Genomic DNA, 26120 nt, shown 5'->3' on the forward strand with positions numbered 1-26120 from the left:
TTTCCAACTGGTCAGCTTTTTTGCTTTTTAAATATTTTCCTCTTATTTTACTGTGTATCTGAAGATCGATCTTCCCAGGTTGCCATTGGCATCAATGCCTTCAACCGTAACTTTGTATTGTCCGCGGCCATCTGCATTGTAGAATTCAAATGAAGCATTCCCGGCAGCATCTGTTACCACTTTTGGATTCCAGTAAATGGTAGTACGCAAATCATTGCGGTTCATGCTCGCAGGTGCTTCGTATTTTGGAGAGTAGAATTGTTTCTCCTTATCATAACCTTGTGGAGAAAAAGTCAGTTCATAATATTTAGGCAACATATCCATTAATTGTGCTTTGGATATTTTCTGTCCCTTAGGTGCTTTTTTCTGGTTAAATACCAGTACACCATTCACGTTATTGGCTCTGTTTACCAGGCCCAGCTCATCTCTTAAAAAGATTTCTACTGATTCAAGCTGGTTAACGTCGATTGTATTGATCTGGTTCACATCAACATTCATCCCGTTGATGAAAATACCCATTGGCGTTCTGTTTCCCGAATTATAATCCCTGCTTACGTAAAAGTTACCGTCAGCATAGGTTACCCCGGCAAGCATTCCCTGTAAACAGTTGATCAGCATGCCGCATCCTTTTAACCTGTCGCCCGTAATCTCGTGGTCAGCCATCTGACTTAAGCCTGTTAAAGCCGGATAGTCCTTGTGGCTAACCTTTGGAATAACAGCGGCTTTAACGGTAATGTCTTTTAAGGTATGTAAATAGGCATACTGACGTTTGCTATTGTCCAGGTAAGTCGTTAGTGCGCTATCAATATTCAAAACTTCTTCTGCAGCACTGAAATTTCTGGTCAAACTTGGTACCGGCGATCCGTTCATCTGTAAGGTCATGTTTTTATAGAGCGGGTTGTACTTTGCCGTAATGGTAACCTTTGATGAATCGTTAAAAACCAGATTTTTAAACCTGAAATTCCCTACAGGATCTGTAGTCCCTTCAAGGTTAAAGCGTTTGTCAGGAATGCTTAATAATAGCGCTCCTTTCCTCACCGGAATACCGTTGTTCATCCTCAAAATCCCCGAAAGTTCTATACCCTGCTCTGGTAAGAACTGGATCTTTGGAAGCTGATTGGCAATGATATCTGCATATTTAAAGCTTCTATATCCCTGTGTCAGTAACAACACATCAAGGTCTGCATTTTTCTTCGCATCAGGTGCATTGAAATAATAGTTCGCTTTTTCTATGTAGCCCTTCACATCGCTGCTTAATAGTAATCCAGTCAGGATGGTACTGGTAGCATCTTCACTAGAGGGTACTTTGGTTTCATCCACTACAGATACGGAGAAACTTCCCTCCACAGGCGCACCATCTTTTTTTGCAGCCATGTTTATCTTAACTTTCTTTTTTACACCGTATGTAGTGATGGGGCTGGAAACCGCAACATTCATATTGTTTTTATGCTGAACAAAAACCAGGCGCTCGCTTAGTGGTTTACCAGACTCGTTGAAAAGGGTGAGCTGGGCGATGCCGGTAGGGAATTTTGATTTCAGAACAGTGGTATTATACTCTTTATTAGAAAGTGCAGTTTGTGCACCATAACAAATCACGCCTTTGCTTTGTGCGATGATGTAGAATTTCTTTCCCTGATTTTCTGTAAAAAAGGCATCGTTAGATAAAATCTTAATTGCAATATTATCTGCAGATGAGTTGTCGATATTTAGGGTTATTCCAGCAGTGGTTACAGCAGGCAGGTTATAGCTTTCACTGGTTCCATCTGAATAACTCACATTGGCTTTGTAAGTTTTTCCGGTTTCGGCCAATAGGTTAAAGCTGCCCATGCCCAAATGCTGCGCTGAAAAAACAGCCACCTGCTTACCTTCGCTATCAGTTACAACACCTTTGGACGCAATGCCCAAACCATCACTTTTTACCGCCTTGAAGGCTACCTTGGTTGTTAAGCCTGCTATCAGGTTGCCCCCCTCAGGGAAAAACTGGAAGTCTTTACTTAAAATTGCATTCCTGAGAGAGAAACTACTGTTGGCAACGTCCTTATCGGTCGTGTTAATCGCGGTAACCAATTGTCCGTTTTTTAACTGATACTCGGCTTTCTGCGCATTACTCATGGCGATGGTCAGATAGCCATTGGAATCTGTTGTGCCCCTGCCTTTGGCAATAACCGTATAGCTTGTTACCACCTGCCAGCTTACATTTCTGTTTGCGTAAGGCTTATTGTTCGCATCTTTAAACTGCACCCGGGCATCTATTTTCTCCAGTTTATCGGTAGAAGTGTTTTTATAAGAGATATGCGTTTTCACTTCCTTATCTATGGCTTCGCCCACATAAAATGTCTTACTGAAAAAGGCCGGATCATCACTGTTCAGCATCCACATGGTATAGGCCCTGATGTGGTAGTTTCCCTGTTTATAGTTAATCTGATCTAAAGGGAAACTGCCGTAAGCAAAGCCCCCTGTAATTGGAAGTTTTAGTGTCTGAATAAGGGAATCATTCTGATTAATTACATCAACATAGATGATTTTGCTCAGCGTGGAAAGGAAATTCTGGTTTTCAGTTACGTAGGCTTTAAACCAAACAGTATCTGCAACAGCGTAATAAGGCTTATCGAAATGAAGGTATATTTTTTCAGCCGGATAATCATTTAAAACTTTGTTTGTTTTGGTGATGATGGTATTGATTCCAATTGTATCGGTTTGGGCAAACAAAGAAAAGTGGAGTGAAAATAGAATTGAAAAGATAAACGCTATTCTAAAAATCTTCATGTATAGGAAATTTATTACTAAGAGTGTAAATATATCCAATTAAACATAGAGCACCTAAAGCGAATTGATGTTTAACATTTTTTTACATATTGCTGCTGATCGAGCTTCGAACAGAAAGGTTTGTAACAAAACAGGCTGCCAAATGGCAGCCTGCAATGCTTACTTAAAAAAATATTTCTTCGTTATTTATACTCAATAACAAATTCGTTTAACGGCGTACGCACCTTTTTAAGGTTAACCAACCAGTCTCCGGCCTCATCTCTGTTGCCTAATGGTAATAAAGTTACGCTCTTCAATCCTTTTTCGCTCAAGCCTAAAAGCTCGTCTACCGCAGGACCGTTAAAGCCTTCCATTGGTGTCGAATCTACTTTCAGTAAAGCCGCTTCAGCAATCGCAATACCAAAAGCAATGTATGCCTGACGTGCAGCGTGGTTAAAGTTTTCTTCAGCAGATCTCGATAGAATCATGCCTTTCAATTGAGCTTTGTAAGCATCAGTAGTATCTAAAGGTAAACCACGTTCGGTGTTCATTCGGTTAAATACAGCATCAATGCCTTCTTCAGTATAGTTTTCCTGAGCCGCAAAAACCAGTAGGTGTGAAGAATCAATTACCTGAGCCTGACCGTATGCAATAGGGGCAATTTTTTCTTTTAATTCCTGGTTAGTCACTACAATTACTTTGAATGGCTGCAGTCCTGAAGAGGTTGGTGCAAGCAGGGCAGCCTGAATAATCTGATCAACTTTCTCCTGCTCTACAGGCTGACCATTCATTTTTTTAACGGCGTAACGCCATTTTAGGGCATCTAATAAACTCATAATATAGTTAATTTATTTTTATCAATTTAATGAAACAAATATCAAGATAAAGATCATACAGATTGTTGATGTATGGTAAGAAAGCAAGCTGCTATCCAAAAGAATACTGGCTTAGATTTGGAGTTTAAGGTTTTAATTTAATATCACTCCGAACAGGGAAATGATCTGATAACCTCGCTTCGGTGATTTTGTAATTTAACACTTCAATATCTTTTGAAGTGGCTATGTAATCAATCTGGAAATTAGGGAATTTGCCATTGTAGGTTTTGCCAAAGCCTGATCCCTTTTTAATAAAACTGTTATTAAGACTGTCAGTGATCTGTGTTACTACATAAGAAGCGGGGGTATCATTGAAATCACCGGCAATTAAATAGGGTATTCTACAAGAGGACATTTCCTTTTTCATCATGTCTACCTGGCTACTCCGTTTTAAAAACGCACTTTTAAGCATCCTTAAAATGCGTTTTGATGGTTGCAGTTCAGTATCCATTTTTTTTACTTTATCCAGGTACTCATAATCCTGTTTTTCGAAGGATATAGACTGGAAGTGAACATTGTAAATTCTTAACGCTTTCCCTTTAACATTTAAGTCCGCATAAATGCACATGTTACCGGGGTATCCTTCATTGAAGTGAATTTCTCCCTTACCCTTTATCGGGTAGCGGGAAAAAATCGCGAGCCCGATAGCTTCGTAATCGTTTTTATTTGTAGGAACAAAATAATAGTATTTGGCATTCAATAACACTTTTAAACTGTCGATGGTATCGAAATTGCCTTTATATCGGGTGTAGAATTCCTGAAAACAAACCACATCCGGGTTTTGGTTTTTAACTACCTGGAGCATCTTCTCCTTCACCTGTTCATCGTTGTCGCCTCCATAAAGCTTAAAGTTATGAACGTTGTAGGTCATCATCCTTACACTGTTTTCAGTTTTCTCTACCCCCCCTTCGTCGCCCCCAATGGCAAAGGTAGCTTTTAGTGTTTTAAATCCTACAGCAATTACCACAAGCGTTGCCAATGCGAACAGCCACTTTCTGCTGATCAGCCACCAGGCAATAAAGATGATATTAATGACTAAGACAAACGGGTAAGCCAGTCCGAAAAAAGCGATGATAGCATGTTTCCTGGGATCCATGCTTCCTGCCAGTGTGCCCAGCAGCAGGAATATTGCCAGCACTATAGCGATGGGCAATATCAGTTTATCCAGGAAACTAAACTTTTTCTTCTTCGCCATTAATCCTTACTCGCTTTAAATAACTTTTCTTTTTCCGATGCAGTTAGTTTATCATATCCTGAAGTTGATATTTTATCTAAAATGGAATCGATTTCCTGTTGTGAAACCCCTTTGAATTCTTGCTTTTTTATTGGAGGCTTTTCATTCTTTACCACCCTCAATTTAGGCTTTCTTTCGAACATTTTACTCCAGTCGCGACCACTTTGCAAACTTTTGATAAACAGGAAACCCAGGAGTGCCCCACCGATATGGGCCAGGCTACCTCCTGCATTGATTGATCCTATTGCCAGAAAATCAAGAAAGAAATAAACCAGGGCAATCCATTTGATTTTGACTTCGCCGAGAAAAAGCAGCATGAGGCTGTAGTTGGGAACCAGGGTTGCTGCTGCAAAAATGATGGCGTTTACTGCAGCCGAGGCCCCAACAATGCTCACCATAGCTAATCCGCCCGAATACACAGGGAAAATATTCAAAATTGCTACAGCAAAAAGTCCCCCAAATATACCACCAGCAAGGTAAACGAAATGAAACTGCCGGCTGTTCAGGAAATTCATAAAAATACTGCCGAACCAGAATAATCCCAACATGTTGAATAGAATATGTAAGATCCCGTCATGGAAAAACATATAAGTGAGCACCGTGTAGAAACGTTCAGGGAGTCGAGATATGCTGGCTGGCAAACCGATATACTGGTTGATAAATTGATCCATGCTAAAGCCCGACTGGCCTAAGAATATGAATACGCCAATAATGGACGTGATTAAAAATATAATCACATTTATTCCGATATAAAAAAACAATGGATTTCCTGATTGGAAAATCTTAAATTTTAAATCTTTAACTGTATTATTCATAAAGCGTATAAAATGTATCGTTTTTATCTTTCCATATTTTTACCAGGATAAATCCTATTAAAGCCCCTCCGAGGTGAGCATAGTGAGCAACCGAATCTCCGGCAATACTTGCTACTCCCAATGATAGTTCAACTAAGATATAAACCGGTATAATGTATTTCGCTTTCACGGGTATAGGGAGAAACATAATCAAAAGTTCCGCATTGGGATAAAGCATTCCAAAACCCACAAGTAATCCGAAAATAGCTCCTGATGCACCAAGCATTCCACCGAAATATATACCGTATAGTGTCTTCACCTCAGCCGGAGAAGCATCTGTAGCGTTATAAAGATCACTTAAATTCAGTTTACCGCTGGCCGTAATACTCCCCAGTATCTGATGTACTTCAAAGGCCTGAACCGCCCATTGTAAAAATAATGCACCCAATCCGGTGATGAAGTAAAATATTAAAAATTTCTTTGGCCCCCAACGCTGCTCTAAAATACTCCCGAAGCTATACAAGGCGAACATGTTGAAAAATATATGTGCCAGGCCTCCATGCATAAACATATAACTAATCGGCTGCCAGATTTCAAACTTGGGCGAATCGAAATAGTAAACTGCCAGCAAGTCGTCTAAGTGCAGTTGTGGAAGCAGGTAAGTAGCTGCAAAAAACAGGATGTTGATAATAAGCAGGTTTTTGACAACCGGGGGTACATATATGTTATTCATTCTTTTTTATTTCTCAAACTTTTTGTCAAGCTCTGTTAAAGTAATGGTTTGAATAATTGGTTTTCCGCTCACGCTAAAATTAGGGGTTTTACAGGCGAAAAGCTCATCAATCAGGGTATTCATTTCTTCCTGAGCCAAAGCTGTTCCTGCTTTTATTGCACTGTTTTTCGCCAGGGTTCTCGCCAAACTATCGCGTTTAGTTAACTTCAATTCTTGCTGAGAGTTTTTAAATCCTTCAATTAATTGTTCAAGTAGCTGTGTTTCATTAATATTACTGCTACCCAAATCTACCGGTACACCCTCTACAACCAACGTATTCTTACCGAATTCCCGTACATCGAAGCCTAAGCTTTTAATATCGTCTAATAAACTTTTTGCCAGCTCAAAGTCGTTGGCGTTTAATGTTATCGTTTGTGGAAATAAGCTTTGTTGTGAAGCACCTTTCCGATCATCTAAATGTACGAGAAAACGTTCGTAAAGGATGCGCTCATGTGCCATTTGCTGATCAATAACCATTAAGCCCGATTTAATCTGAGAAACAATGTATCGGTTATGCAACTGCATGTATTGCTTCTGCTTTGTCTCCAGCAGAGGCTCTTCCTGATAAAAGGAAGTTTGCTCTACGATGGGCTGATCAACTACTTCGTATAGTGAGCCCCAGTTTTTAGTACTGGGTTTTGCATCATAATTTCTTGGTGAGGATGCATAACCGGAAGTAGAGGTAACATCACTGGCGAAAGGATTGAAATCCGGGTTGAAAGTAATACTTGGCGGAACAATATCTTCAACAGCCTTTTGGGTAATCATATTACTAAACCCAGTTTCCTGATCGAAATCTAGCGTAGGAGCGATGTTATATCTTCCTATTGAACGCTTGACAGCCGATTTCAAAATCGCATAAATGGATTTCTCGTCAAGGTATTTGATCTCGGTTTTAGTAGGATGTACATTGACATCGATTTTTGAAGGATCAATTTCAATGAAAAGCACATATAATGGAAAACTGTCGTCAGGTAAAAGATCATCAAAAGCGGAGCTTACTGCATGGTTTAAATAAGGATCTTTGATGAAACGGTTGTTGACAAAGAAAAACTGTTCACCCCGTGTTTTCTTGGCAAAAGCAGGTTTCCCAATATAGCCTTTCAGATTAATAATAGTGGTTTCTTCTTCAACAGGTACTAAACGCTCATTATAATTATTACCAAAAAGGTGAACAATGCGCTGCTTCAGGTTGCCTTTCGGAAGGTTAAAAATTTCTGTTCCATCGTGATGCAAGCTGAAGAATATAGCGGGGTGAGCCAATGCCACACGTTGAAATTCATCAATGATGTGGCGCATTTCTACAGGATTGCTTTTTAAGAAATTACGGCGGGCAGGCGTATTGTAAAAGAGATTTTTTATCGCAATTTGCGTTCCTGCAGGAGTAGCAACCGGCTCCTGCGCCGTTACTTCAGAGCCCTCAACAGAAATACAGGTGCCGATTTCATCTTCATGCCTGCGGGTTTTCATCTCCACTTGTGCAATTGCCGCAATAGAAGCCATGGCTTCGCCACGGAAGCCCATGGTTCGGATGGCAAATAAGTCTTCAGCCTTCCTCACTTTTGACGTGGCATGGCGCTCAAAACACATCCTGGCATCTGTAACACTCATTCCGCAACCATTATCGACGATCTGAATCAATGCTTTACCAGCATCTTTTATCACCAGTTGAATTTTGTCGGCGCCTGCATCAATGGAGTTTTCGAGCAACTCCTTTACCGCAGAGGCCGGTCGTTGAACCACTTCTCCGGCAGCAATTTGGTTGGCAACAGCATCAGGCAATAATTGGATAATATCAGTCATGTATCAAGACAAAAGTGAATTCGCTAAATTATGGAAAATAAGCATAAGGATTCGGATTTGTTTAAAACTCAACATGCAAATGACTTCATTTTTCTATCTTTAAAATATGAAAACTTCCCTGTGTGCTTTGATGGTGGCCATGCTGCTTTTCTCCTGTAAAAAACGACAGGAGGTAGATACCATTGTTTTTAATGCAAAGGTTTATACGGTGAACTCCGGTTTCGAAACAGTAGAAGCCTTCGCCGTGAAACAAGGTAAAATCGTTGAACTAGGATCCACTGAAGATATCAAAAACAAATATACAGCAAAAGATGAAGTCGATGTTTCCGGCGAAACGGTGTATCCGGGTTTTATTGATGCACATGCCCATTTTTATGGTTACGGGCAAAGTTTGCAAGCCGCAGATTTACGGGATACGAAGTCATGGGATGAGATTTTGCAGCGTTTATTGGCATTTGCTAAAACCCACCCGGATGGTTGGCTGATCGGAAACGGTTGGGACCAGAACGATTGGGTAGATAAAGCTTTTCCAACGAATGAAAAACTCAGTTCACTCTTTCCTAACCGACCTGTATTTCTCAATCGCATTGATGGTCATGCGGCTATTGCGAACCAAAGAGCACTAGACGATGCAGGCATTAGGGGCAAGCAAGAGCTAACAGGAGGAGACATGCTTAGCTTAAACGGAAAACTTACAGGGGTGCTGATTGATAATGCAGTAACCCTGGTCGAAAGCAAGATCCCATCACCAGATGCAAAGCTCGCGGAAAAGATTTTTACCGACGCCCAAAAAAACTGTTTCGCGGCAGGCCTGACCACAATTGATGATTGCGGCTTAAGTTATCTGGCGGTAGAGTTTATTGAGAAACTGCAGAAAGAAAATAAACTCAAAATGCGTTTGTACGTCATGCTTTCCGATCAGGAGGATAATTATAAATATCTTTTCGCCAGAGGAGCTGTGAAAACCGATCGTTTAAATGTGAGGGCATTTAAAGTTTATGCCGATGGTGCCTTAGGATCCCGGGGTGCCTGCCTCTTGCACCAATACAGTGATATGCCAAAGAAAACCGGTTTTTTGCTGAGTAATCCAAAACACTACGAGGATGTTGCCAGAAAAATTGCATCCAACAACTTTCAGATGTGCACGCATGCAATCGGTGATTCCGCAAATCGGACCATCCTTAAAATCTATAACAACATTCTCAAAGGTAAAAATGATAAGAGGTGGAGAATTGAGCACGCTCAGGTGGTAAATCCAAACGATTTTGATCTGTTCGGTAAAGCAAGTGTTATACCTTCAGTACAGCCTACTCATGCCACTTCTGATATGTATTGGGCCGGCCAGCGGCTGGGGGCTGAACGTCTTAAAAGCGCATATGCCTACAAACAGCTATTGAAACAAAACGGGTGGATTCCTTTAGGTACAGATTTTCCCGTAGAAAACATTAATCCATTATTAACGTTTTATGCAGCAACAGTGAGAGAAGATGCAAAGGGTTTCCCGAAAGGGGGCTTTCAAACGGAAAATGCTTTGACCCCGGAAGAGGCATTGCGTGGGATGACCATTTGGGCAGCTAAGGCCAATTTCGAAGAAAATGAAAAAGGAAGTCTGGAGAAAGGTAAGTTTGCAGATTTTGTGATTCTCGACCACGATATTTTAAAATCATCACCACAGCATATTTTAAAAACCAAAGTATTAAAAACCTATCTGAACGGAGAAAAAGTATATGAAGCGAAATAGATTGTTCATTCTGGCTGCGGCTAGTTTCTTTAATGTTTTATGTTTAATGGCCTGTGCTCAGGAACATACAGCAAACGAAAAGAAGCTTTCTGTTGCAAATTCAATTACCCAAAGTACAGTTGTATTAAATAATCAGGACTCCATTATACCGCTGAAGTCGCTCGATAAAAAAAACATAGCCTCCGTGAGTCTTGGTTTTTCTTACAGTATGGTATTTGACAGCCTCGCCAATAAATATGATAAGGTATCGTCATTTTCTGCCAGTTCTTATAAAGATAGTGTCAACCTGAATGATCTGGAAGATGACTTGAAATATTTCAATACAATTATTGTCGCCATTGATGACCAGAGTGCTACTCAGGCAAAATATGTCAACTTCATCAAGAGCATTAGCAAAACAAAAAAAATAATACTGGCGGTATTTGGAAACGGGATTGCCTTGAAGACATTCGACACATTGCAAAGCCCTATTGTGTGGACTGCCCAAAACAGCACAGATGCTGCGGCAATCGTTCCTCAGTATATTTTCGGAGGTATTGCCGCGGTTAATAAGCTTACCACCGCTTTCTCTCCGCGTTATACAGTAGGATCGGGCTTTGTAACGGTAAAAACAAGATTAAAATATACTGTACCTGAAGATGCAGGACTGAACTCAAATGATTTGAAAGGCATCGATGCCATTGCTGCAGAAGCAATAGGGCAGAAGGCCACCCCAGGTCTGGTGGTTTTGGTTGCAAAGGATGGGAAAGTGATTTTCAATAAGGCTTATGGAACACATACTTATGATACCAATGTGCCTGATAAGGTAACCGATATTTTCGACCTCGCATCAGTAACCAAGGTAACGGCTACCACTCCTTCAGTAATGCGCTTGTTTGAAGAAGGAAAATTAAAGCTCGATACCAATATCGGAGCCTATATCCCTAAAGCCCGTACCACGCCAATGAACAACATTCAGGTACGTGAGGTGATGTTGCATCAGGCTGGCTTTATCCCCTATATTCCATTTCACGACTATGTAAAAACAGGCGATTATAGCAGAGATTCATCGGCGGCTTTCCCAACCAAAGTAGCCGATAATTATTATATAAAAAAAGGTTTCTTTAAAGATTTTATGTGGCCAAAAATGCTGAACTCTCCGATTAGAACGAGAGGTAAATATGTTTACAGTGATATCAGCATGTATGTGATGAAAGATATTGTAGAACATATCAGTGAGGAACCGCTTAACGTTTATACATACGAAAATTTTTACAAGCCTTTAGGAATGCAAACAGCCGGTTTTTTACCGCGAAACCGTTTTAAACCTGAACAGATTGTCCCTACAGAACAGGATACCTATTTTAGAAAAACACTATTAGTAGGATATGTTCATGATCAGGGCGCGGCATTAGCAGGAGGTGTGTCAGGACATGCAGGTTTATTCGCCAGTGCAAATGACCTCGCCATTATTTATCAGATGTTGCTTAACCGGGGGACTTATGGTGGACAAGAATACTTTAAGCCGCAAACGGTTGATATGTTTACCTCAAAGCAATCGAATGTTAGTCGCCGTGGTTTAGGTTTCGACCGCTGGGATCCGGATACCAGCAAACATTACCCTTCAGACTTAGCCTCGCCCCAAACTTACGGACATACAGGCTACACGGGTACCTGCGTTTGGGTTGATCCTTCCCGCGGACTGCTGTACGTATTTTTATCAAACCGGGTTAATCCAACTGTTACAGATAAACTATCCAATATGAAAATACGGGGAAGGATACAGGATGTGGTGAATAAGGCGATCGATGAATCAGGAAAGTAGGTTGCATATACATTGTTAAACATCTATTAGCGTTTAGACTACTTAAATAGGATATCCTCTTTGCTCAAATTGTTAAGAGCAAATTGGGATTTAAATGTTAATGACTTAGAAATTAACTCGTCGTGACGGTTTGTAACATGGACGGACGAGAAAAGCGATTCATCTGTGAATATAGAAATTATGAGTATATAGTGCTTAGTAAACCTTAACTCGTTGATGTTTTAAGGTAACTGATATCCTCTTTTGAGTCGAGGATTAAAAAGATTTCTTTCCCTGAAGCTATTTTCAAAATAACAATTCCGAACTTTCTGTCGCATGACAGTAAGTCGCTCTTTAAAAAAGATATTTTCTCGTTTTTGCGGGTAGCCTCAAAATATTCTCCATCAATATACAGATCGTAAATAAGAAAAAAGCGCCAGATTTTTCCAACTGCAAAATGAAGTATGGCAAAAATTATTACAACAATAAGTAAAAAATATGCTCCTGTAAGCATAATCATTAATAATAAAATTAAATAATTAAGGCTAATGATCCCTGGAAATATTCTACTCCAGAAAAAGGTGTAGTCTTTAGTCAATTTAACCATAAAAGTAATTTCTCAAAGATGGTGTTATTTAATTTTAATATCTGGCTCAACAAACTAGCTATTTTATCGGTAAAAGAATAACTATAAATATGTGCAGTTATTGAATAAAAAGAAAGCATCGGCTATTCACCGATGCTATTTAAGTTGTAATCGTTGTCTTGGCGGCCAACTCAAACTCCCAATAATTTACATCTTCAATCCAATCTCTCTAAGTCTCTCATCCAGATATTCACCAGCAGTCATATCGCTATATGCTTTAGGGTGTTCGGCATCAATAGTAGATGGTAGACTGGTTAAATCCATATTGCTGCGGGGGTGGAGGAAAAACGGAACCGAAAAACGTGAAGTTTTCATCAGTTCGCGTGGAGGGTTCACTACCCTGTGTGTAGTCGATTTTAACTTGTTATTAGTTAAGCGTTGCAGCATGTCACCCACATTTACCACAATATCCGTATGATGCGCCTTAATCGGCAACCATTCATTACTTCTGGTTAAAACCTCCAGTCCATCGGCACTGGCACCAATAAGTAAGGTAATCAGGTTAATATCTTCATGCGCACCTGCGCGTACAGCGTCATCAGCAATTAATTCAGGGTTTTCAATAGGGAAATAGTGTATCCCTCTTAAAATCGAGTTTCCATTGTGAACATGCTTATCGAAATAATCTACAGGAAGCTCCAGATAGGTTGCAATAGCCCTTAATAAGTGAGTTCCGTTTTCCTGTAACTTTCTATAGATCTCACCTGTTATCGGATTAAATTCAGGTAGCTCCTCCAATACTTCATTATCAGGATATTCATTTTTAACAGGATCGCCATCGGTAACTTCCTGTCCAATTTGCCAGAACTCTTTTAGGTCAGGCGTTTTGGCGCCCTTCGCAGTTTCTTTACCCGCACTCGTATAACCACGCTGCCCAGCTAGTTCAGGTTTCTCATATTTTCTTTTAATTTCCACAGGCAGCGAAAAAGCAGCCTTAATATTTTCGTAAAGCTTATCAATTAATTCCTGACTTAACCCATGATTGGTAATCGTTACAAAACCTGAATCGTTGAAGGCGCGGCCTAATTCATCAGAAAATTTTTTGCGTTCTTCTTCAGTACCGTTGATGTACGAGCCTAAATCCAAACAAGGAATATACGGTGTAGACATGTCTCTGTTTTTTATGTTCTTACGAATTTAGAAAAAGAATTGTTAATAAGTATGATTATGGGGGTATGATAATAGTTAAAATGCTGATATATTTGTGTTTAAGTTATTAACAAGCCATTCGAAATTTAACCGAATTTGAGTTTGTCATCCGAAATCCATTATTGAATGCTCTGAAACTTTAACCACTTTATTTTCGTAATATATGATGAAGCTAAACAATATGGAAAGCTTTTTATTAACGTAAATAGACAACATGAAAAAACTAATTTTGATATTTTTGTCCGTTTTATCATTAAGCCAGGTGAATGCGCAGGGTAAAAAAACGGAGAAAGCAACATTCGGTATGGGATGTTTCTGGTGTACTGAAGCAATCTTTCAGAGATTAAAAGGGGTGACTTCAGTAAAATCGGGATACGAAGGCGGTACATTAAGTAATCCAACCTATGAAGAGGTATGTACAGGAGCCACCGGTCATGCAGAAGTTCTTGAAATTAACTATAACCCATCGGTGATATCTTACGAAGATTTGCTGGAGGTATTTTGGAAAAGCCACGACCCTACAACTCTGAACAGGCAGGGTGCAGATTCAGGAACCCAATACCGTTCAGTTGTTTTTTATCACAATGCAGAGCAAAAGGCGCTTGCTGAAAAATATAAAGCAGAATTAAATAAAACCAACGCCTTTGGTAAAAAGGTGGTCACTGCAATAGAAGCAGCAAAGCCCTTTTATGTTGCTGAAAATTACCATCAGGATTACTACCTGAAAAATGGTAGTGAACCCTATTGTCGTTTAGTGATTCTTCCTAAAATGCAAAAGCTGGAAAAGGTTTTTAAAGACAAACTGAAAAATTAAAAACATGATCCTGCGCATCAAGCGCGGGATTTTTTATTTAATGCATATCCATCTTAACAGTTTTGCGATTTTTGGTCTGTTCTTTGTTAAAATCGTAGAATAGATTTGACTATTTTTTCATTTCTTATCAATTTTTTTATAGTTTTAAGCACCTAAAAAAGAAGCGTCCTTGCGACGTATTTTTAAGGCTCGTAACTCCTTTAACTCAAAATGACTAAAAAGAAAAAGACAGTTGGTAAAACTGACGCAGATGTAATTCTAATTGGCGCTGGTATTATGAGCGCAACACTTGGAGTTTTGTTAAAGCAATTAGAACCCGGTTTGAGCATCGAAATTTACGAACGTCTGGACGTAGCAGCAGCTGAAAGTTCTGATGCATGGAATAATGCTGGTACAGGGCACTCTGCTTTTTGTGAATTGAATTACACGCCAGAGAAAAAGGATGGCTCTGTTGAAATAAAAAAAGCTGTTCAAATCGCTGAAAATTTCGAAGTATCCAAACAGTTCTGGGCTTATCTGGTAGAGAAAGGTCTGGTCTCAGTTCCTGATAATTTTATCCGTAAAATTCCACACATGAGTTTTGTATGGGGTAAAAAGAATGTTGACTACCTAAAAAAACGCTACGACGCACTTACAAGCTGTGACCTTTTTAGCGAAATGCAATATACTGAAGATGTAGATACTGTTAAATCCTGGGCGCCACTCATTATCGATGGCCGTAAAAAAGGAGAAAGACTGGCGGCAACTAAAATGGATTTAGGCACTGATGTAAACTTTGGTACGCTAACCCGTGATATGTTTAACAATCTGAAAGAACAAAAAGACGTTAACCTTTTCTTCAATCACGAAATACGCGATTTGAAGAAAAACAAGGATGGCAACTGGATTGTAAAAGTCAAAGATTTAGCTACTAATGAGAAACGTAAACGCGTAGCCAAATTTGTTTTTATTGGAGCGGGCGGTGGCTCACTTCCTTTATTAGAGAAATCAGATATACCAGAAGGCAAAGGTTTTGGAGGCTTTCCTGTAAGCGGACAATGGTTAAAATGTACCAATGAAGAGATTATCAAACAACATCATGCCAAGGTATATGGTAAAGCTGCAGTAGGCGCTCCACCAATGTCGGTTCCTCACTTGGATACCAGAATGATTAATGGCAAGCAGGCTTTATTGTTTGGACCATATGCAGGATTTTCAACAAAATTTCTGAAAAACGGATCATTCCTTGATTTGCCTAAATCTATAAAGTTTAATAATATTCGTCCAATGATTTCGGCCGGTTTGCATAACCTAGATCTAACGAAATACCTGATTGATCAGGTGAGGCAATCACCTGAAGACCGTTTGGAAGCCTTAAAAGAATATCTTCCCACCGCTGAATTAAAAGACTGGGAGCTGGAATATGCAGGGCAGCGTGTTCAGGTGATCAAAAAGGACGAGAAAAAAGGGGGAGTGCTCGAATTCGGAACAGAAGTGGTAAGTGCAGCTGATGGTTCAATAGCTGCTTTATTAGGTGCATCTCCAGGTGCATCTACCGCCGTTTCCATTATGCTCGAGTTGCTTGCTAGGTGTTTTAAAGAAGATCTGGCGACAGATGAATGGCAGGCCAAAATCAAAGAAATGATTCCAACTTATGGAAAAGAACTGGCTAAAGATCCTGTGCTTTGTAAAGAAACCAGGCAAAGAACTACTGCAGTATTGAAGATTGGTTAAAATTAATAGACAATAGAATGGTTGTACTCGTATCTGTTTACTTCAGATGTAGTACCGATAATAAAAAAAGCCGAATCAATGATTCGGCTTTTTTTATTTACGCTGCGATTACCTCTGCAACTTCTTCTGCTGATATATCGCTGTGCGATGCTTCCAGTACACAATCACCATCTTTGATTAGTAAAATTTGCGGCGATTGGTGGGTTACCTGAAACAGACTTGCCACTTCGTTTGAAATTTCACGATAGCTGATCAAATCAAGGAAGTAAAGTTTTGTGTTTTCGGGTATCACATCCCAGCTGAATTCGAAATTTCTTTTAGCCATCATGCTGATGGAGCAACGTGTACTATGTTTGAAAATAAGACTGTAGCCTGTATCAGCTTTTATCTCATTCAATTGATCTAATGAGGTTAAATTTACCCAAGTCATGATATGATATTGTTTTTACAGATTTAACAAATGCAAAAGGATAAAGTTCTGCAAATGACCTGCAAATGAAAAAGCAATAATAGATAGATTAGTTTCTTCTGCGTTTGCCCTCAGGATATGAACCATAAGCAGGGCAAAGCTTGTTTGAGCAAGATTCTAAAATGGTAATGGTGCAAAACACCGCCAATAATAAGATGGCTACTTTTTTCATTTGATGAAATATATTTTAATGCGCTAAGATACAAATAGTATTATGAATAAGCAATTTTAAATATTGGCAGACAAATCAGCCATTTTTATAGCAGTAATTGCCGCTTCATCACCTTTGTTGCCATGTTTACCGCCAGCGCGGTCTTGTGCCTGCTCCAGGTTATTGGTAGTTAAAACACCGAATATTACCGGTTTGCTATATTTAATGCCAACATTGGTGGTGCCTTGAGCAACCGCATCGCAAATAAAATCAAAATGTTTGGTATCACCCTGAATTACGCAACCCAAACAAATAACCGCATCTATATCGCTTCTTTTGCTCAGCAAAATTTCAGCGCCTCCGGTTAATTCGAAACTTCCGGGTACAGGTAAAGAGATAATGTTCTCTTCTTTAACGCCATTTTCCAAAAGTGTTTTTAAAGCACCGTTGTACAATGCGCCTGTAATATCCGCATTCCATTCGGCTACGATAATTCCAAATTTATAATTAGCGCCACTTGGAACGGTAGTGTGCGAGAAGTCGGATAGATTTTTTAATTGTGTTGACATGAGGCAAAGATAAGTCTAAGTGTTGAATCTTTGAAATAGAAATGTTTACAGCTTGCAACATTTGAAGCACTTGCATGAGATTTTTCGGAAACCACTTTTTTACCAAGTTTTATGGATTTTATCACCCAATTTCATCTATATTGAAAACGTAATAACGCTTATGAATACATCTTTCCGCTTGTCTGCCATTATTATTTTGATTTTTCTGTGCTCAACAAATCTTTTTGCCCAGCATTATTCATTAGCCGATTTTGATAAGGTAGATTTTATAGCACAGCGGGCCAAACCAAAGGATGCATTATCATTAATTGAAAAGATTGCTGACCAGGCAAAGCAGAACAGCGATTCACCCTTACCTATCAAGTCTGTTATTTACCGGATGATGTTTCAAAGTTATCTGGAAGAAGATGCATTCGATAAGGTTCTGGAAGGGTTGCGTGGAGATATCAATGTGGCTAAACAACCCGAAAAAAGTATTCTTCAATCCTTGTTAGCTGAAACTTATTGGAACTATTTTTTACAAAATAGCTGGAAAATCAGGCAGCGTACTGTAGTGAGTAACGATACGAACAATGATATCAAAACCTGGAGCACCGCTAAATTAACAGATGAAATTATTAAAAATTACCTGTTCTCGGTGCAGGATTCGGATCTTTTACAGAAAACGAAAGTAGATCTGTTAAAAGATGTGCTTACAGGGGATAAGCAATAATGGCAGAAGACCGTTACATTACCCAACACATTGTTTTAGGAATGGGGCAACTGATGAAGATGAAAATGGTCGATGAAAAAGCCTATCCTGGTTTTGGTTCCATCCTTAGCAAAGCAGTGGCTTACCTCGATGCCTGGTTGGTAAAAGATTACTATAACGAATTGAAAGGAAAGGACCATGCATACCTGCCGCTACATTATCTTTACGCCAGGAGCTACATGAATAGTAAAAATACCACAACAGATTTTACCAGGGCCAGAGATTATTACCTCAAAAAGATTAGAAGCGAATGGAAAGTATTTGAGCCTTACCAACTGGCTCAAACCGCACTGGTTTTAAACCGGAATGGCTATGGGGATGAAGCAAGGAAAGTGATCACGCTTTTAAACCAAAGGGCTCAACACAGTAATGAACTGGGCATGTACTGGGCAAATAATAAATCGGGTTGGTGGTGGTACCAAAGTCCAATAGAAACCCAGGCATTATTGATCGAGGCTTTTGATGAAGTAGCGAATGATGCCAAAGCAGTAGAGGAAATGAAAATATGGCTCCTCAAAAATAAACAGACTAACGACTGGAAAACCACCAAAGCTACTGCTGCTGCCTGTTATGCTTTGTTAATGAAAGGCACTAACTTACTGAGTGACGCAAAGGAACCCGATATAACCATCGGTAACCATAACTTAAGCGACTTCAGAAAAGCCGACGCAATTAGAGAAGCGGGTGCAGGATATGAAAAGGTAATAATTTCCGCAAAGGATATTAAACCTGAAATGGCGAAAGTAGAAGTTAAAAACAATAACCAGACTGTGGCTTGGGGCGCACTATACTGGCAATATTTCGAACAGCTGGATAAAATTACCCCTTCTAAAACAGGTATCAAAATCAAAAAATAACTGTTCATTCAAAAAGCTACCGATAAGGGTGATGTTTTGACTCCGGTGACCTCGGAAAATAGTTTAACAACAGGCGATTTGCTCAAGGTGAGGATAGAGATTGTTTGCGATAGGGATATGGAATACCTCCACCTGAAAGACATGCGTTCATCGGGAGTTGAACCCGTAAATGTGATTTCGCGTTATAAATACCAGGATGGGTTGGGCTATTATGAAAGCACCAGGGACGTTTCAACAAACTTCTTCATTAGTTACATGCCCAAGGGTACCTACATTTTTGAATATCCTTTAAGAGGTTACCCATAGTGGTAATTTTTCGAACGGGATAACCAGTTTACAAAGCATGTATGCCCCTGAATTTACTACGCATTCGCAGGGAATAAGGATAATGATAAAGTAACAATCAGATAAGTTGGAGGTTTTGATATGTTGCCCCTATAGGAACAATTTTCTCTCCTATCCAGATTTGATTACGGTCGAACTTGCTAATCTTCTTTTTCGGCACAATAAAGGCCCTGTGGCACCTTATAAACTCAGATTTAGGAAGCAGCTCGGCCAAATCATTAATGGTAATACGAGAGCTGATCAGTTTACTGTCCGTTTGTATTTGGGTGTAATTTCCCGAAGCTTCAACATATCGTATATCGCATAATTCAACCCGGATTTGTTCATAACCATCTTTTACAAAGATATAGCCCTGAGTATTCTTTTGCCGTTGATTACGTAGATTAAATAACTCCTGAGCTTTATTACAGGCCTTTAGAAAACGGGCAAGTGAGAAAGGTTTTAACAAATAATCAACAGCGTCGAGTTCAAAACTTTGCACAGCATGCTCGGTGTAAGCAGTAGTGAAAATAACCATTGGCGGATTGGTTAAACTCTTTAAAAAATCTATACCACTGATATCCGGCATTTTAATATCCAGAAATATAAGGTCTGTTTTGTTTTGCTGCAAATAAGTGGTGGCCAGAAATGCATCTGTAAAAACCTGCTTCAATTCTATAAATGGAACTTTCGAAGCATGCGATTGAATGATTTCAAGAGCAATTGGTTCATCATCTATAGCAATAGCGGTCATGATAGTTGTTTCGTCAGATTTTAAATTCAATGTTTTGAGCTGCGGCTTAGCAAAGTACTAATCCAGCTGCAATGTCAAATGTACAAAAAACTCACTGGCACTTTCTCGGATAATGAGTTCGTGTTTTCCAATATAAAGCATCGATAAACGTTTTTTTACATTTTCAAGTCCAATACCGCTTTTCAGCTTTTCCGGATCATTATCCCCTTTAATATATATGCTGTTGCTCACGTCAAAATATAGAGTGCTTTCTTTGGTTTGAAGGCTTATTTTAATATATGAGGGTTGCTGTAAACTGATCCCGTGCTTAAAGGCATTCTCCACAAAAGGGATTAAAAGCATAGGAGTGATCTGCAAATTGCCAAACTGCTCTTCAATATGTGTTTCAATCCTGATGTCTGCCGAGCGGGAGGTACGTAACTTTTGAAGATCGATGTAGTTGCTCAGGTACTCTACCTCACGGGCAAGAGAAATTTTGTCGAGCGTATTCTCATGTAACATAAAACGCATCATATCTCCCAGTTTCTGTATTCCTTCTCCGGTACGGTCTGCATTTTCTTGTAAAGCCGTGCCATAAAGCGTATTCAGCGCATTAAACAGGAAATGTGGATTGATCTGCGACTGCAGGAAACTCAGGCTGGCATCCGATTTGCCAAGTTCCGTTTTTAGACTATTTAATTCAGTATCACTCAGGATTCTTTTTTTGTACAAGTACCAGCACAATGGGGCGCTCAGGATTAATTGCGTAGGAATATTAAACAGAAAAACAATCAGCGCACCTTCTGCACGGCCATTGAACACCAAAAGTCCAATTAAAGATACAGGAACTGAAAGGAGTAAACTCGCCTGCAATACACTGAATAGGTAGTTCCTGAACTTTTTGCCACTTTGTGATATTTTTGGTATCAGGTAGTACAAAGAATAGATACCTATACCTGTTGCGCTGAAAATAACGAGCGTCCAGATGGTACACACCTCATAAGGGGCATCGGTTATCAATAACAGCAACATCCCAATCAGCCAGAAGGCCAGGCCCGAGGCAATATCAGCCTTAACTTTATTTTGCTTACTGCCAATTTCATCATCCGAATTCACCAGGCCGATAATAAGCGATTTTATCAGAATGTATACCGTAATGATAATCACAATCAGAAAAGAATTGTAAAAACTTTTAAAGAAGATATGGTTGTAGGCTTGTTGTAGTGAACGATAACTTACAAGTTCGTATGCCAGACTATAGGTACGGCAAATACCGATGGTCATGGTTGTAGCACAGATCAGTACAAGAATGGAAAGATAATGCCATATGGGTTTTTCTTTTTTGATTACCGAAGGGATGATATAAAAATTTAACAGCAGAAAGTTGAGGTACAAAACGGTTATAATGATCACCTCAGGAATAAAATAGTTTGTAAAGCTCGAATAGGAAATGTGCGCATCGTAAAAACGCGACCAGTTTTCGTTATGATGCTGATCAACAGTGTTGGATATTAACCTGATGAACAGGCACAGGTAAATGATACCCGATACCCAAAACTCTATTTTGTTTAAATCTTTAAGTTTCATACTGAAATATTTGATGATACAATGTTAGTAAGCCAGACGCACTATATCTATAAAATGTGATGGATGACTAAAAAAAAGTGACGGACGATTTAAATTGTAAAGAACCTTCCCGGTTTATTAACTTTGCAATCATTCATTCACCCAAAAATCCAATCATTACAGGCATGATCGTATACGGAATCCCTAATTGCAATACAGTAAAAAAATCACTCGACTGGCTAAAATCACATCAGATAGAATTTGAATTTCATGATTTTAAAAAGAAAGGTATCACTGCAGAAAAGCTTAAGGAGTGGTTTAAGGTTTTTGGATGGGAAACGGTTTTAAATAAAAAGGGGCTTACCTGGAAAAAGTTAACTAAGGAAGAGCAGGCGGCAATTGATAACGAGGATAAGGCGATTACCTATCTGATTGAAAATACCAGTGCGATAAAACGTCCGGTTATTGAAAAAAATGGTCAGGCCATTTTAATTTCTTTCGACGAAACCCAATACGCTCAAACACTTGTGTAGACCAGTTGTTGTATTGTTAAAGTTTGTTAAAAGCAAACGTTAGATGTTTAACTAAGTTACTTTTGAATATGTATAAGCTGATCGTTTTTATTTTACTGGCATTGCCATTTGGCGCTTTCGCGCAAACCGTTACGACAGGAACAGTTTTTGACTATTCAAAAAAAACACTCTCCCTGCCGGGTGTTACCATCCGTAACTTAAACAGCAAAAAAACATCTTCTACCAATAAAGAGGGAAAATATACAATTGCAGCAAATGTTGGTGATTTGATCGAGTTTTCTGCTGTCGGTTATCATACAGATACATTATACCTCACTAATCTATTGAACAGAACCATTTACTTACCTGTTAAATCAACTAACCTTGCTGATGTAAATGTAGAGGCTGTGCGCATGAACAGTCAGATTACCGATGCTAAAGACCCGCTTGCAGAAAAGTATACTTTGCTAAGTACCGGTGGCAATTTAAACCGTAAACGAATGACGGATAAAGTTGGAGGGTTGAACCTGAATCTCGGCTATGGAAAGTATAGAAGAGAACAGCGTAAGGAAGCAGATTTACAGGAAAAGGAAATGTATCAGCAGGAGATTGATGAAAATTTCAACGAGAAAGCCATTACCGATCTGACTAAGTTACAGGGTGAGGAACTTAAAAACTTCATGATTCTTTATCGCCCGTCAGTGGAAGCAGTAAAGGGCGAACGCCCATATCGTTATGCCTTTCATATATCAAGAGCATTCGTTGCCTGGCAAAAGCTAACGCCTGAGCAGAGAAAACTTCAGGATTTGCCAAAGCTAAAAACCAATTAATAATATGGCCCTGTTTCAGAACAGGTAACAATATAACCACATTCCTTAACTGAATGTGGTTTTTTTTATATTTACGGCCTGTAAACCCTTATTATTATCATGAAAATAACTAACCTGATAGGTTTGTGTTTGTCGTGTTGTGCTTTTGCTTTCTCCGCAAATGCCCAACAAGCTGCGCAACCTGCAACAACTCCCACAAATTACAATCCTGTAGAAGCATTTGGTCCGCTGTTTTATACTCAGAATGGCAATGAATTTCGCTCAGCAATTGGTGCACCCGGGCCGAAATACTGGCAAAACAGAGTAGATTATAATATAACTGCTGACCTGGATGAAACCAAAAGTTCGGTTACAGGAACAGTAACCATCACTTATAAAAACAATAGTCCTGATAAATTACCTTACTTATGGCTACAACTTGATCAGAATACTTTCAAGGAGGATTCCAGAGGTAAAATGATTACTCCTGCCCGAAGCCGATATGGTGCGCAAGGTGAAAAGTTTGATGGTGGATACAAAATCGGGAAGATTACCGTGCTGCAAAAAGCTGCGCCGGTGAAGTTCACTTCTTTGGTAGAAGATACCAGGATGCAGATCCGCTTAGATCAGCCCCTGGCTGCTAATGGCGACCTGGTAACGGTAAAACTAGAGTATTCATATATTGTGCCTAAGGAAGGGTCGGACAGAACGGGTCATTTGACTACAAAGAACGGAGAGATCTATGCAATTGCGCAATGGTTTCCACGTATGTGCGTATATGATGATGTAATTGGATGGAATACATTGCCTTATTGGGGCGGAGGAGAATTTTACTGCGAATATGGCGATATCAATTTTGCCATTACTGCCCCAGCAAGTCATATTGTTATGGGCTCAGGAGAATTACTCAATCCTCAGGAAGTTTTCACTGCTACTCAATTGCAACGCTGGAATGCTGCTAAAGCAAGCGATGCCACGGTACACATTAGAACTGAAGCCGAAGTGACCGATCCGTCTTCTCGTCCGTCAAAGGATAAACTGACCTGGAAGTTTAAAATTTTAAATGCGCGTGATGCAGCCTGGGCATCGTCAAAATCTTTCGTATTGGATGCAGCACGTATTAATTTGCCAAGTGGTAAAAAATCACTGGCAGTTTCTGCTCAACCTGTAGAAAGTAACGGTACCGATGCTTATGGCCGTGGTGTTGAATATGTAAAATCGACCATCGAGCATTATTCTACAAAATGGTTCGAATATCCATATCCTATGGCAGTAAACGTGGCTACCAATATTGGGGGTATGGAATATCCGGGTATTGTTTTTTGTGGATGGAAAGCAAAGAGTGGCAGTGCATGGGGTGTTATTGATCATGAGTTTGGCCATACCTGGTTCCCGATGATAGTGGGCTCTAATGAACGTAAATATGGCTGGATGGATGAAGGTTTTAATACTTTCATTAACGGCATCTCCTCTAAGAACTTCAATAAAGGAGAATATGCTGAACGTCCCGCCGATATGAATAGGATTGGTAAATCAGTAATCGGTAATCCGGTTTACGAAAACATCATGCAAATGCCTGATGGAATGATTGAAAGAAATATTGGTGTGAATCTTTATAGCAAACCAGGGTGGGGTCTGGATCTTTTAAGAGAGCAGATCCTGGGTGAAGACCGTTTTGATTATGCCTTTCGTCAGTATATTAAAAACTGGGCTTTCAAACACCCAACCCCTTTCGACTTTTTTCGCTCGATGGAAAACGGTGCAGGAGAGGATTTAGCATGGTTCTGGAGGAGCTGGTTTTTAAACAGCTGGAAAATGGATCAGGCAATTTCCAAAGTTGACATAGTGAAAAGCAATGATGCAATTACCGGTTACAACATTACAGTAGCCAATCTTGAAAAGATGCCAATGCCGGTTATCCTTCAGGTTAAAACCAAAAGTGGAAAAACAGATATCATTAAAATACCTGTAGATGTATGGATGAAAAATACCACTTGGTTAGTGCGCTATCCAACAACAGAAGAAGTGGTTTCAGTTACTTTAGACCCTAATAAGGTTTTGCCTGATTCAAATCCGGATAACAATACCTGGACCGCAGGAAACTAAAAATAAGAATTTTAGTCTAGCCGCAGATTATCGGATTTAATCAAAATCTGATCATCTGCGGTTTTTTTATTGTTTGTAATCAAATTTACACCGGTTTAACTTAACTTTGCTCCATGGCCGAGCAGCAGAAAAACAATCCACTTCACGGAATTACACTGGAAAAGATCGTTACCGATTTACATGTTTATTATGGGTGGGAAAAATTAGGAAGCTTGATCCGAATTGATTGTTTTAACAGTAACCCGACCATAAAATCAAGTCTTAAATTTTTACGCAGAATGCCCTGGGCGCGGAAGAAAGTAGAGGATTTGTTCGTGGATACTTTTCATTCGTAAAGTTCCAGTTAGATTAATACTTCAGGAAACCTCTTAATTCAGTTCGGCCTATCCGGTAAATTCGTAGTATCGTCGTAGTACCGTAGGGGGTAACTCGCTTGGTTTTTTCTTGGGTTTTCCTTGGACATTACTTGGGTTTCATTTGGGTAAAAGCGAAGAAAACCCATTTGAAACCCATGTGACACCCCTTTTAATCCGCTTTTTGCCATTAAAATGTGCTTAAACCCACTGCCAGGACACTTTTTGAATTGACAAAGCTTAAAACAGTCGCTAACTGGCCGATATCCGGGCGAACTGTTACGCGCTTGATCTTAAAAGTATCCGTATCAAATTTTTTCTCCTAACCCCTTGATTTATAAAAAGAATTGTTCTACTTTTGCAGTCCGTTTTATAGGCTATCTGAAAGGGTGCCGGGGGAGCGGTAAATTTTTAATAAAAAACATAAAAAAGCACAATGCCAACTATTCAACAATTAGTTAGAAAAGGTAGAGTAGCACTGGAGTTCAAGAGTAAGTCTCCAGCGTTGGACAGCTGTCCACAGCGAAGAGGTGTATGTACACGTGTGTACACCACTACCCCTAAAAAACCAAACTCAGCAATGCGTAAAGTAGCCCGTGTTCGTTTAACGAACGGTAAAGAGGTGAATGCTTACATTCCTGGAGAAGGTCACAACTTGCAAGAACACTCAATCGTTTTGATTCGTGGTGGTCGTGTTAAAGATTTACCAGGTGTACGTTACCACATCATCCGTGGTGCATTAGATACATCAGGCGTTGCTGGTCGTAACCAACGTCGTTCGAAATATGGTACTAAACGTCCTAAACCAGGTCAGGCAGCTGCTGCACCTGCAAAAGGTAAAAAGAAATAAT

General features: G+C 39.6%; 24 protein-coding genes. 12 read left to right on the top strand and 12 right to left on the bottom strand.

The features are described 5' to 3' along the window. Positions 1 to 42 precede the first annotated feature (42 nt). The 6 genes from R2Q80_RS11990 to mutL all read right to left on the bottom strand — a co-directional run bounded on the left by R2Q80_RS11990 (position 43) and on the right by mutL (position 8223). Positions 43 to 2766 (bottom strand): carboxypeptidase regulatory-like domain-containing protein, encoded by a 2724-nt coding sequence (locus R2Q80_RS11990; protein ID WP_316799847.1) that lies wholly within the window; start codon positions 2764 to 2766, stop codon positions 43 to 45. A 182-nt stretch (positions 2767 to 2948) separates the two neighbouring features. After that, entirely contained in the window at positions 2949 to 3581 is a 633-nt protein-coding gene (locus R2Q80_RS11995) for an NAD(P)H-dependent oxidoreductase (protein ID WP_316799848.1), read from the bottom strand. Positions 3582 to 3705: 124 nt separating this feature from the next. Further along, on the bottom strand, positions 3706 to 4815 hold the full coding sequence (locus R2Q80_RS12000; RefSeq protein WP_316799849.1) for an endonuclease/exonuclease/phosphatase family protein: 1110 nt from the start codon (positions 4813 to 4815) through the stop codon (positions 3706 to 3708). Next, the gene (locus tag R2Q80_RS12005; protein ID WP_316799850.1) at positions 4815 to 5669 is read right to left on the bottom strand and encodes a rhomboid family intramembrane serine protease; all 855 of its coding nucleotides are present in this window, start codon (positions 5667 to 5669) and stop codon (positions 4815 to 4817) included. The genes R2Q80_RS12000 and R2Q80_RS12005 overlap by 1 nt, the downstream gene beginning before the upstream one ends. Beyond that, positions 5662 to 6381, bottom strand: coding sequence for a rhomboid family intramembrane serine protease (locus tag R2Q80_RS12010; RefSeq protein ID WP_316799851.1), 720 nt, complete (start codon positions 6379 to 6381; stop codon positions 5662 to 5664). The genes R2Q80_RS12005 and R2Q80_RS12010 overlap by 8 nt, the downstream gene beginning before the upstream one ends. Positions 6382 to 6387: 6 nt before the next feature. After that, complete coding sequence (gene mutL, locus R2Q80_RS12015; protein WP_316799852.1) at positions 6388 to 8223, bottom strand: DNA mismatch repair endonuclease MutL; 1836 nt, start codon at positions 8221 to 8223, stop codon at positions 6388 to 6390. A 106-nt stretch (positions 8224 to 8329) separates the two neighbouring features. Here mutL and R2Q80_RS12020 point away from each other — a divergent pair, with 106 nt between their 5' ends. Then, on the top strand, positions 8330 to 9964 hold the full coding sequence (locus R2Q80_RS12020; protein WP_316799853.1) for an amidohydrolase: 1635 nt from the start codon (positions 8330 to 8332) through the stop codon (positions 9962 to 9964). Next, complete coding sequence (locus tag R2Q80_RS12025; RefSeq protein ID WP_316799854.1) at positions 9951 to 11768, top strand: serine hydrolase domain-containing protein; 1818 nt, start codon at positions 9951 to 9953, stop codon at positions 11766 to 11768. Before R2Q80_RS12020 ends, R2Q80_RS12025 begins: the two co-directional genes overlap by 14 nt. Before the next feature lie 205 nt (positions 11769 to 11973). Here the strand turns inward: R2Q80_RS12025 and R2Q80_RS12030 are convergent, their stop codons facing one another. Both R2Q80_RS12030 and R2Q80_RS12035 read right to left on the bottom strand, forming a co-directional pair. Then, complete coding sequence (locus tag R2Q80_RS12030) at positions 11974 to 12267, bottom strand: hypothetical protein (protein WP_316799855.1); 294 nt, start codon at positions 12265 to 12267, stop codon at positions 11974 to 11976. Positions 12268 to 12540: 273 nt separating this feature from the next. Next, positions 12541 to 13503 carry an isopenicillin N synthase family dioxygenase gene (locus R2Q80_RS12035; RefSeq protein ID WP_316799856.1) on the bottom strand — a complete coding sequence of 321 codons (963 nt, stop codon included), beginning with the start codon at positions 13501 to 13503 and terminating at the stop codon, positions 12541 to 12543. 253 nt (positions 13504 to 13756) lie between these two features. Between R2Q80_RS12035 and msrA the strand changes: the two genes are divergently transcribed. Beyond that, positions 13757 to 14356: a peptide-methionine (S)-S-oxide reductase MsrA gene (msrA, locus tag R2Q80_RS12040; RefSeq protein WP_316799857.1), complete on the top strand. Its 600-nt coding sequence runs from the start codon at positions 13757 to 13759 to the stop codon at positions 14354 to 14356. A gap of 210 nt (positions 14357 to 14566) precedes the next feature. After that, positions 14567 to 16069, top strand: coding sequence for a malate:quinone oxidoreductase (locus tag R2Q80_RS12045; protein WP_316799858.1), 1503 nt, complete (start codon positions 14567 to 14569; stop codon positions 16067 to 16069). Positions 16070 to 16166: 97 nt separating this feature from the next. Here R2Q80_RS12045 and ytxJ read toward each other — a convergent pair whose 3' ends face one another. Beyond that, a complete protein-coding gene (ytxJ, locus tag R2Q80_RS12050) occupies positions 16167 to 16499 on the bottom strand; it encodes a bacillithiol system redox-active protein YtxJ (RefSeq protein ID WP_316799859.1) in 333 nt (110 codons plus the stop codon). 267 nt (positions 16500 to 16766) lie between these two features. Next, positions 16767 to 17258, bottom strand: coding sequence for a 6,7-dimethyl-8-ribityllumazine synthase (gene ribH, locus R2Q80_RS12055; protein ID WP_316799860.1), 492 nt, complete (start codon positions 17256 to 17258; stop codon positions 16767 to 16769). Positions 17259 to 17418: 160 nt separating this feature from the next. Here ribH and R2Q80_RS12060 point away from each other — a divergent pair, with 160 nt between their 5' ends. Genes R2Q80_RS12060 through R2Q80_RS12070 form a run of 3 tightly spaced genes read left to right on the top strand, consistent with a single transcriptional unit; the run spans position 17419 to position 19172 of the window. Further along, positions 17419 to 17970: a hypothetical protein gene (locus tag R2Q80_RS12060; RefSeq protein WP_316799861.1), complete on the top strand. Its 552-nt coding sequence runs from the start codon at positions 17419 to 17421 to the stop codon at positions 17968 to 17970. Then, the gene (locus R2Q80_RS12065) at positions 17970 to 18866 is read left to right on the top strand and encodes a hypothetical protein (RefSeq protein WP_316799862.1); all 897 of its coding nucleotides are present in this window, start codon (positions 17970 to 17972) and stop codon (positions 18864 to 18866) included. The genes R2Q80_RS12060 and R2Q80_RS12065 overlap by 1 nt, the downstream gene beginning before the upstream one ends. Positions 18867 to 18902: 36 nt before the next feature. Then, a complete protein-coding gene (locus tag R2Q80_RS12070) occupies positions 18903 to 19172 on the top strand; it encodes a hypothetical protein (protein WP_410478736.1) in 270 nt (89 codons plus the stop codon). Positions 19173 to 19269: 97 nt separating this feature from the next. On the opposite strand, the gene R2Q80_RS12075 is transcribed toward R2Q80_RS12070, so the two are convergent. Continuing rightward, a complete protein-coding gene (locus tag R2Q80_RS12075) occupies positions 19270 to 19974 on the bottom strand; it encodes a response regulator transcription factor (protein WP_316799864.1) in 705 nt (234 codons plus the stop codon). Between the two features lie 27 nt (positions 19975 to 20001). After that, positions 20002 to 21510 carry a sensor histidine kinase gene (locus R2Q80_RS12080; RefSeq protein WP_316799865.1) on the bottom strand — a complete coding sequence of 503 codons (1509 nt, stop codon included), beginning with the start codon at positions 21508 to 21510 and terminating at the stop codon, positions 20002 to 20004. A gap of 164 nt (positions 21511 to 21674) precedes the next feature. Between R2Q80_RS12080 and R2Q80_RS12085 the strand changes: the two genes are divergently transcribed. The 5 genes from R2Q80_RS12085 to rpsL all read left to right on the top strand — a co-directional run bounded on the left by R2Q80_RS12085 (position 21675) and on the right by rpsL (position 26119). Continuing rightward, positions 21675 to 22022, top strand: a complete 348-nt coding sequence (locus tag R2Q80_RS12085) for a Spx/MgsR family RNA polymerase-binding regulatory protein (RefSeq protein WP_316799866.1) — start codon at positions 21675 to 21677, stop codon at positions 22020 to 22022. Between the two features lie 68 nt (positions 22023 to 22090). Further along, positions 22091 to 22831 (top strand): carboxypeptidase-like regulatory domain-containing protein, encoded by a 741-nt coding sequence (locus R2Q80_RS12090; RefSeq protein ID WP_316799867.1) that lies wholly within the window; start codon positions 22091 to 22093, stop codon positions 22829 to 22831. Between the two features lie 99 nt (positions 22832 to 22930). Next, on the top strand, positions 22931 to 24916 hold the full coding sequence (locus R2Q80_RS12095) for a M1 family metallopeptidase (protein ID WP_316799868.1): 1986 nt from the start codon (positions 22931 to 22933) through the stop codon (positions 24914 to 24916). A 113-nt stretch (positions 24917 to 25029) separates the two neighbouring features. After that, on the top strand, positions 25030 to 25251 hold the full coding sequence (locus R2Q80_RS12100; RefSeq protein WP_316799869.1) for a VF530 family protein: 222 nt from the start codon (positions 25030 to 25032) through the stop codon (positions 25249 to 25251). Positions 25252 to 25705: 454 nt separating this feature from the next. Next, positions 25706 to 26119 carry a 30S ribosomal protein S12 gene (gene rpsL / locus R2Q80_RS12105; RefSeq protein ID WP_010599925.1) on the top strand — a complete coding sequence of 138 codons (414 nt, stop codon included), beginning with the start codon at positions 25706 to 25708 and terminating at the stop codon, positions 26117 to 26119. The last annotated feature ends 1 nt before the right edge of the window (position 26120 follow it).

The organism is Pedobacter frigidisoli, from assembly GCF_032678525.1.
Taxonomy (GTDB): domain Bacteria; phylum Bacteroidota; class Bacteroidia; order Sphingobacteriales; family Sphingobacteriaceae; genus Pedobacter; species Pedobacter frigidisoli_A.